Source organism: Halomicronema sp. CCY15110 (assembly GCF_016888165.1).
Taxonomy (GTDB): domain Bacteria; phylum Cyanobacteriota; class Cyanobacteriia; order Phormidesmidales; family Phormidesmidaceae; genus Halomicronema.
Genome location: NZ_JACSWC010000406.1, coordinates 1 through 8,840, shown reverse-complemented (window position 1 = coordinate 8,840; position 8,840 = coordinate 1). Strand labels below are relative to the sequence as shown.

Here is an 8,840-nt window from a genome sequence, read left to right as displayed (position 1 = left end):
TGAGTGGACGAGCCATCTTTTGTGCTTGAAATCAGTACTCCTATATTCTGCTTCACCTCATAGGGAATTGGTATAAGCAAACAGGAATTCAAAACCCGCAACGAGGAGGTGATTGAGCAAAATCCTCAGCTAGGCTGGTCATCTAAGGGCGGTCAAAGCCAAGTCTGGCAATTTGCCCAAATTGAAGAGGGCGATCGCATCGTTGCCAATCGCGGGCAGTCAGAAGTCGTCGGTATCGGCACTGTGACAGGTGCTTACTACTATGCTCCCGAGGCAGAAGACCAAAAGCATCGCCTGCCAGTGCAGTGGGAAGACACCACTACCCGCAGTATTCAGCATCTCAAACTTAAATGGGTCAAGACCTTGCTAGAGCTGGATGCTGAGGAATTCGACGCGATCGCTCAAGCGCCAAAACTGGAGCAGGAGTCTCCCAATCAAATACCGCCAGTGGACGATACATCAACGCAGGTTAATCCAGATTGCCCCTTCAATCTCACCACCTTCGATCTTCTTGCCAAACTCCATCAAACGCCCAAGAAGAAGGTCTACGACGACTATAAGCAAGACTTCAAAAGCCATCTGGAAGAGCCCTTTCAGCACCTCATGCTCGACGTGGCAGCCCAACTGCCCGCTCCCATCGCCGAATTGATGGAAACCCGCAGTCGCATCTTTGCCCGTATCCTCAAAAACGATTGGGGCCAAGGTGGAGCATGGGACTTTTACTGGGGGGCCTTCTATCCCAAAGGCGGCAAACGCACTGAAGACGCCCAACTCTTTCTCTGGATGAGCTATGAGCGTCTGGAATGTGGCTTTTACATTGGTCAATACGGCAGCGAACAGCGACAAAGGTTCTTAGAAAACTGCCGCACCTATCAGGCCGACCTCGCCGAACTGCTGCAACCCACCCTTGACCGCGAAGGCATCGTCTTTGGCAGCCGCGCCGATACCGCTTTCCGAGCTGACGGTGTTGCCATCAACCGCCAGGGCATCGGCTTCCCAGAATGGATTGCAGCCCCGAATGACTCAGACATCCACGTTGCTGCTGTCCTCTCTAAAGCACAAGTGCTGAGCAAATCTAAGGAAGAACTCAGCGCCTTTATCCGCGAAACCTATGAGCAAGTTTTTCCGCTCGTCTTGCTGGCTACCCTCGAAGAGCCAATGGCGCAGCTCCAGGAATATCTGGAACCCGCCGAAGATGTCATCGAGACTCATCCGGTTTATTCCCTAGCTCAATGTGCGGCAGCATCCTATCTCGATGAAAGCCTGTTACAGACTTGGGTGCAGGCCCTCAACCGGAAGAAACAAGCCATCCTTTATGGCCCACCCGGCACCGGCAAAACCTTTGTGGCTCAGCACCTCACCCGTCATCTATTGAGCGGTGGCGACGGCTTCTCCGCTCTCGTTCAGTTCCACCCCGCCTACACCTACGAAGATTTCATCCAGGGGATCCGGCCCCAACAGGGCAAGCATGGCGGGCTCGACTATCCCCTCGTTTCCGGTCGGTTTCTCAAATTTTGCGAGCAAGCGCGCACCCGTCAGGATACCTGCGTCCTCATCATTGACGAAATCAACCGCGCCAATCTGGCCCAGGTCTTTGGCGAACTCATGTATCTGCTGGAGTACCGCGACCAAGCCGTAGACCTGGCCGGTGGCAAGCCCTTCAGTATTCCGCACAACGTCCGCATCATCGGCACCATGAACACCGCCGATCGCTCCATCGCCCTGGTGGATCATGCCCTGCGTCGTCGCTTCGCCTTCCTGCCCCTCTATCCCGACATGAACATTCTCAGGAAATTCCACACGGGTACCGGCTTCGCCGTAGAGAGCCTGATTCAACTGATTGAAGCGGTCAATCAGGCGATCGACGATCCGCAATACTCCATCGGCACTTCCTTTTTCCTCGATCAAGATTTAAGCACCAATCTCCAAGCCATCTGGCAAATGGAAATCGAACCCTACTTGCAGGAATATTTCTTCGATCAAGCCGACAAAGTAGAAGCCTTTGAGTGGGCCAAGATTTGCGCTCAGGTAATGCCATCATGAGTGTTGCCCCCCAGCAGTTAATCACGCTGATCGAGTATCGCTCCGCAACGCTGCCCCAAGCCGACTTTGCCGAGCACCTGGGGCTTCACTTGCGTGACACTCACAAACATCAAGTCAACGTCGAATTTCCGTCCATTGGCAATAGCCACCAGTGGCAATTTACGGCCCAAAGCTATGTTGGCTACATTCCCCTGGCCCCAGCAGTCGGCATCCGCATTCAGCCCAAAATTCCCATCCAAAACCTGTTTGGCATGTTGGAATACGCCTATAATCTGGGCGAATTTAAGCTGCTGGCCAACTGGCACCACTGCGACACCCTGGAAGACCTGTATGAACGACTCGCCGACATTCTCGCTCGTCGCATTAGCGATCGCGCTCGCCGGGGCCTCTATCGCACCTACATTCCCAAAACCGAACGGTTGAGCTGCCTGCGGGGACGGCTCGACATTCCCCACCAGATCCGCCATCCCTGGGAAACGCGCCTGCAATGCCACTATCAAGAGCAAACCGCCGACATCGCCGAGAACCAAATCCTGTTGTGGACTCTGCACCAAATCCGCCGTCATGGCGTCTGCTCAGAGCGGGTGTTGCTCACAGTCCGTAAAGCCTATCGCGCCCTACAAGGCACCGTCACCCTCACCCCTTGCACTGCTCGCGACTGCACCGGCCACACCTACAACCGCCTCAACACCGACTATCAATCGCTCCATGCCCTGTGTCGGTTTTTCCTCGACCACAGCGGCCCCAGCCTGGCGAGCGGCGATCGCCGCATGATTCCCTTTCTGATAAATATGAACGACCTGTTTGAGGCGTTCGTCTATGAATGGCTCAAAGCCCACGCTGAAGAGCTACTCAAACCTGTCGGCCTGCGGTTAAAGCAACAAGCCCCCGTGCCCCTCGACACCAGTCACTTTGGCCCCTTAAAAATTGACCTGGTGCTAGAAGATATTCAGACTGACACGACTCGCTATGTTCTCGACACCAAGTACAAAAGGACTGACAAATTAAATACCAGCGACTTGCACCAGGCGATCGCCTACGCCGAAACCAAAGACACCACTGAAGCCATCCTGGTGTATCCCCAAGCCCTCATTCCCCCCCTCGATATCCGCCCCAACAAAGTCCGCGTCAGAGGCTTAGCCTTCAACATCTCGCAAGATCTCAATGAGGCTGGCCGTGCCTTTGTGAAGGCGGTGTTGGAAACCGGCTCCGATTCTCTATAACGAATTCTGCCGCGTCAGAATCGCGATCGCGCCTCATTCACGCGGTTAGGGACAGATTCTATGGCTAGATATTCTGCCTTGCCGTCTGGTGCTTGGTAGCTTGATAGGTCTGGTGCCAACTGCGCAGTCCATTGAGCGCGATCGCGAGCAGCAACACGTACAGTAACGATAAAAACCGGATATCTTTCACGAAGTAGAGCCAGATTGCCACACCATCAACCACGATCCAATACAGCCAGCTTTCAATCCGCTTTTGGGCCATTAACACCATCGCTGTAAAGCTCATAACGGTAGTGACGGCATCGAGCAACGGAAACGCCGCCGCCGCCGGAAAGAGTCTGGGCAGCCAAAGATGAACCTGACTCATGACACCGCCCAGAGCCAGCCCGGCCCCCAGGGTGATGCCCAGCGTCAACCACCAGACTCGGCGACGACTGTAATGGAACCCTGATGTCGCGTCTTGCTCGGGGCCTTTTTGACTCCACCACCACCAGCCATAAACGCTCGCGGCCAGGTAGTAGACCTGCTCTAGGGCATCGGAATAGAGCCGAACTTGGTAAAACAGCAGCATGTAGAGCAGTACGCTGACGATGCCGACGGGCCAGGTTAGCATGTGTTTTTGTGCAATTAGCCAGACTGACCACAGGTACAAGAGGGTTCCCACTAGCTCGACATAGCTCATGGGGTAGCCCCGCACCGTAAAGGCGTCGCATCAATGCTCAGTAGGTTCATCATCGTCAAGACGCCAGCAGGCCGCTAAAGTTTGGTACTTCTGGAAGCGCTGCAAAATCTGTTTCACGTATCCTATCCGAGTTTTGAGGTCGCCCTGCACGGGGAAGAACGGAATTTTACGGATGCGCAAGTCGCTGACCATTTGCTTTTGAAAGACTTCGCGATGGGCGGCACCCGAGCGATCCCAGGTGTCGGCATAGGGAATATCGGTGTCACAGAGAAACACCAGGTCATAGCGGGCGGCGCAGCGATCGGCCAGGTGCTGCAGACGAGGGGTGGCGGTGCCGTGATAATCGCGGGCAAAGTGCCAGGTCGTCAGGGCATTGGTATCAGTGAATAGGTAGCGATTCGCCCGACTGAGCAAGTCTTCTTCTCGTTCGAGATGCCCGATCGCGATGGCTTCTAACTGCCCCAAGGTCAGCCGCCGATCAACCTGGTGAGTTTCCCAATATTCACGGCCATACTCTGGCATCCAGACCGTCTGCAGTGCTTCCGCGAGGGCTGCTGCCAGCGTCGTTTTACCCGTGGAGGGCGCGCCGAGGAAGACCACATTGATGATCAAATCCCGATACACCAACGGGTCAAGGTATTGTCGGTGCTGGTAGAGGTGCCTGCGAATTTGGGTGGCTGATATTGGAACGGCACAACGCTCCTGCCAAGTTGAGTTGGGCGTCCAATCCACCAGGCGGTTTTGGGCGCTGAGGGCTTGGCTAACATGCTCGCCATAAAACTCACGACAATAAAAGTGAGTAATCGATATCCCTTGCAGTTGCTGCAAGATGTAGGCTTCGTGAGCCTGCTTGATGGCTGGGGTATCGCCAATTTCAGTTGGACCATTCCACGCTTCTATTACTTGCACCATTGGATACAACTGGCGAATCCAGTTGGCTCTTATGGGCAAGGGTGTGGTCGTGACTTCCGAACAATCGTAAATCATGACGATAACCTCATCCATTTCTGCCAAAGCTGTCTCAATCAACAACTGATGGCCTTTGTGAAGGGGCGCAAATTTGCCGAGGGTCAAGCCACGAGTAATCATCGTCTGTGAGTCAATGGGGTTGCCAATAGTTTGAATTCTGCCGCGGCAGAATCGCGATCGCCCTTACCTTGCCTTAACTCAATCTTCGGCTTATTCATTCGGAGGATGCCAAGCTGATTCAATCCACATCGCCCGAGCCGCGACGATATTGTCATTATTCAGCCGCAGGGCGACGACGGTCGCGCGTCCCGTTGGAGTCATGCCGATGATGTGAGTGCCGCCATTGCCCCAGGAAAAATGTGTTGGCCACTGCTCTATTCGAGGATTAAAAAGCGGGACTAACTGGCCCGTTTCTGGATCTAGGGCTGCGGTTTTGGCTCCTTTGAATTCGTTGCAGCGGTAGCAGGCAGCCGCCAGATTCTCACGCTCATCCGTCCCTCCCAAAGAACGCGGTAGGATATGCTCCATCACCAGGGGCGTCCCTGTCAGTCGGGAGGAGGTTTGACAATATTCGCAGCGGTGATTGGCCGCCTGAATCACCTGTTGCCGCAAGTTTCGAGGAATGCTCATGCGGGCGTCGGTAAATCCTGCAATGCTGGGAGTTTATGACCGCGCCAGCGGATCAGCGACCAGGCGTAGGCTTTGCGCAGCATGAGGTAATCGGCAGTTTGCCGGAGTTGAGTCAGTTCTTGGCGTTCTTCAGGAGTGAGTTGGTTATCTTCGTGGCGTTCTAAAAGTTCGGTTTGGCGATCGCATACTTCTGCATCGGCTGGGGCTTGAGCGATCGCGTATAGGTCTTCAATGCTCAAGCGCTGCATGGCTAGCAAATCAGCTTGCAGTTCCGATGGGGCGTTATCGACCGAGGGCGGCAGGTTGCTCAGCACGCTTTGAGTCACCAGCGCTTCAATCGGCTGTTGAGTCGCGGCAGCAATACGCATCAGTTGCCGCATCACGGGTTCCGGTAATTCGATAGTGATGGACTGGGTTTGCATCGCCTTACCCATAGTGAACTGAGATTAACTCAGTTTATCGTTTTCGGTCTTAGCATCGCCCAATCAACCCTACAACACAACTCAGGTCAACTCAGTTGGTGTCTCGGAGCGTCAACAGCATCAGTCAGGTGCAGATGTTGGTGGGATGCGCTCAGTAAATCTATGTAAGGAATGGCGGCCCCCGCCTTTTCTCTGGGCAATATTAACTCGCCGCCCCCTTGCCGGGAATTCCAGTGATTCCCCTTTGCCCTATGGATGACGCCGCGAAACAACGCATCGACGCCTTTGTCAAAAAGTGGGAGAACTCTGGCGGCAACGAGCGGGCCAACTACCAGGGCTTCTTTCTGGATTTGTGTGCGGCGCTCGGGGTCGAGACACCCCCGCCCAAAGGCAATGTGGCGGATGATCCGTATTGCTTTGACAAAGACATCAAGGTGTATCATCCCAGCGGCAAGGTCACTTCTGGCTTCGTTGACTTCTACAAGGCCGACCACTTCATCATTGAGGCCAAGCAGGGCAGCGACCAGACGGGCAAAGGTACGGCCAAGCGGGGCACCCCCAGCTATCTGAAGGCGATGGAAAAGGCGTTTGTGCAGGCGATCGCCTACACCCGCAACGTGCCGACCAAGCCGCCGTTTTTGCTCACCTGCGACATTGGCAGTCACTTTGAGCTGTGGACGGGCTTTAACGGCGACTATGGGGGCTACGCCGCTCGTGAAGATATTGAACTGTCAGCGTTGCGGCAGGAAGCGGTCTTTAACCTGTTTGTCGATATCTTCACTGACCCGCAAAAGCGCAACCCGGAGAAGATCGCCGCCCGAGTGACGCGGGAGGTGGCCGCCGACCTGGCCAACCTGACCAAAACCCTGGAAGGTCAGCACGAACCCCAGGAGGTGGCCCACTTCCTGATGCGCTGTATTTTCACCATGTTTGCGGAAGATGTGAAGCTGCTGAAAGAAGAGTTGTTTACCACCGCCCTCAAAGAGCGCTGGTGCGAACATCCCAAAAGCTTTAAGCCGGAGGTCGAGGCGCTGTGGCAGGCGATGAATGAGGGGGGCAGCTTTGGCTTTCACGGGCAACTGCTGCGGTTTAACGGGGGCTTGTTTGCTGACCCGATCGCATTTGACCTGTCGGCAGACCAAATTCAGATTTTGCTGAAGGCGGCGGAACGGGATTGGCAAAATGTGGAGCCTGCCATCTTTGGCACGCTGCTGGAGCGGGCGCTGGATACCAAGGAGCGCAGCAAGCTCGGTGCCCACTACACGCCGCGTTCCTATGTGGAGCGGCTGGTGCGGCCCGTGGTGATGGAGCCGTTGCAGGCCCAGTGGGTGGTGGTGCAGGGGGAGGCGAAGCAGCAGCTCGGCGATGACCCCACCCCGGCGAAAAAGAAGAAGGCGATCGCCACTCTAGAAGCCTTTCTCACGGAACTGCGGCACACCCGCATCCTCGACCCGGCCTGCGGCACGGGCAACTTCCTGTATGTGACGCTGGACTTGATGAAGCAGCTAGAGTCGGAGGTGCTGAAGCGCCTGGAGGACATCACCGGGCAGGCTCAGCTCAAACTCGATTTTAACCAGGTGAACCCGTCGCAGTTTTTGGGCATTGAGATTAACCCACGGGCAGCAGCGATCGCGGATCTGGTGATCTGGATTGGGTATTTGCAGTGGCATTTTCGCCGCTTTGGCGACCTGCCCCCGGTGGAGCCGGTGCTGCGGGAATATCACAACATTGAATGCCGGGATGCGGTGCTGGCCTATGACGGCAAGGAGGAGGACGTTGACCCGGCGACGGGGCAGGTAAGGACGCGGTGGGGTGGCCGCAAGCTGCGGCATCCGGTGACGGGGGAAGAGGTGCCCGATCCGAGTGATCAGATTCCCATTTATCGGTATTTGAATCCTCGGCCTGCGGAGTGGCCGGAAGCGGATTATGTGGTGTCAAATCCGCCGTTTGTTGGTAATCGCGATATGCGAGAGATTTTCGGAGATGGATATGCTGAAACTCTTCGAGACACATATCCAGAAGTACCTGAAACGGTCGATTATGTAATGTACTGGTGGCACAAATCTGCTATTGCAATTGAGGGCAAAGTTCTCCGGTATTTTGGACTTATCACAACAAACACGATTAGACAAATTAGACAGAGAAAGCTTATTGAGATACATCAAAAGAAGAAAAAAGGAATTCAACTCTTTTTCGCCATTCCTGATCATCCTTGGGACAGTGAAGGAGCAGCGGTTAGAATATCCATGACCAGTGGAAGATATGCTGATGAAAAAGCCTTAACATCATGCTCTTTAGGGACAGTGATTAATGAAGCGAAGTCCTCTACACCAGAAGATGAAGCCGAGAATATCGAAATCGAATGGAAAAATGTAGGCCATATCTTCGACGATTTAAGTGTTGGAGTAGATATTTCTTCCTCCATACCACTCAAAGCACAAGCAAAATTATGCTGCCCTGGCGTAAAACCTTACGGATCAGGATTCATTCTTTCAAAAGATGAACTCGAAGGGTTCTCAGAGGGCGAAAGAGTATTGATCAAGCCTTATATGAATGGGCGCGATTTAACGCAAGTCAGTCGTGATGCATATATCATTGACTGTTATGGCAAATCCATAGAAGAAATACAGGCTGAATATCCCAAAGTTTATCAATGGCTTTTAGAAAAAGTTTACCCGGAACGTACAGTTGAACGCGATCAAAAAATTAAGGATAAGTGGTGGACGTTTGAACGTCCTAGACCTGATTTAAGAACTGCTATCAGTAGCCTTAGAAGATATATAGGAACCGTACAGACTAGTACCGCATGGCGGAAATGCATATATCCTTAAGGAGTGAGTTTTAGAGGCTGACGTCGAATGCCTGGTCCCG

General features: G+C 54.0%; 7 protein-coding genes. 3 read left to right on the top strand and 4 right to left on the bottom strand.

Annotated features, from left to right (window positions below; all coding sequences use genetic code 11):
• Positions 1-108: 108 nt before the first annotated feature.
• Together JUK32_RS28515 and JUK32_RS21040 are read left to right on the top strand one after the other, a co-directional pair.
• Entirely contained in the window at positions 109-2,043 is a 1,935-nt protein-coding gene (locus tag JUK32_RS28515; RefSeq protein ID WP_309224598.1) for an AAA family ATPase, read from the top strand.
• Complete coding sequence (locus JUK32_RS21040; protein WP_204140835.1) at positions 2,040-3,266, top strand: McrC family protein; 1,227 nt, start codon at positions 2,040-2,042, stop codon at positions 3,264-3,266. The genes JUK32_RS28515 and JUK32_RS21040 overlap by 4 nt, the downstream gene beginning before the upstream one ends.
• Before the next feature lie 64 nt (positions 3,267-3,330).
• Here JUK32_RS21040 and pnuC read toward each other — a convergent pair whose 3' ends face one another.
• From pnuC to JUK32_RS21020, 4 genes are all read right to left on the bottom strand, one after another.
• Positions 3,331-3,948, bottom strand: coding sequence for a nicotinamide riboside transporter PnuC (pnuC, locus tag JUK32_RS21035; RefSeq protein WP_204140834.1), 618 nt, complete (start codon positions 3,946-3,948; stop codon positions 3,331-3,333).
• A 30-nt stretch (positions 3,949-3,978) separates the two neighbouring features.
• On the bottom strand, positions 3,979-5,037 hold the full coding sequence (locus tag JUK32_RS21030) for an AAA family ATPase (protein ID WP_204140833.1): 1,059 nt from the start codon (positions 5,035-5,037) through the stop codon (positions 3,979-3,981).
• Between the two features lie 90 nt (positions 5,038-5,127).
• Positions 5,128-5,547: an HNH endonuclease gene (locus JUK32_RS21025; RefSeq protein ID WP_204140832.1), complete on the bottom strand. Its 420-nt coding sequence runs from the start codon at positions 5,545-5,547 to the stop codon at positions 5,128-5,130.
• Positions 5,544-5,981 (bottom strand): hypothetical protein, encoded by a 438-nt coding sequence (locus JUK32_RS21020; RefSeq protein WP_239112915.1) that lies wholly within the window; start codon positions 5,979-5,981, stop codon positions 5,544-5,546. Before JUK32_RS21020 ends, JUK32_RS21025 begins: the two co-directional genes overlap by 4 nt.
• Positions 5,982-6,220: 239 nt before the next feature.
• Between JUK32_RS21020 and JUK32_RS21015 the strand changes: the two genes are divergently transcribed.
• The gene (locus JUK32_RS21015) at positions 6,221-8,800 is read left to right on the top strand and encodes a class I SAM-dependent DNA methyltransferase (protein WP_204140831.1); all 2,580 of its coding nucleotides are present in this window, start codon (positions 6,221-6,223) and stop codon (positions 8,798-8,800) included.
• The last annotated feature ends 40 nt before the right edge of the window (positions 8,801-8,840 follow it).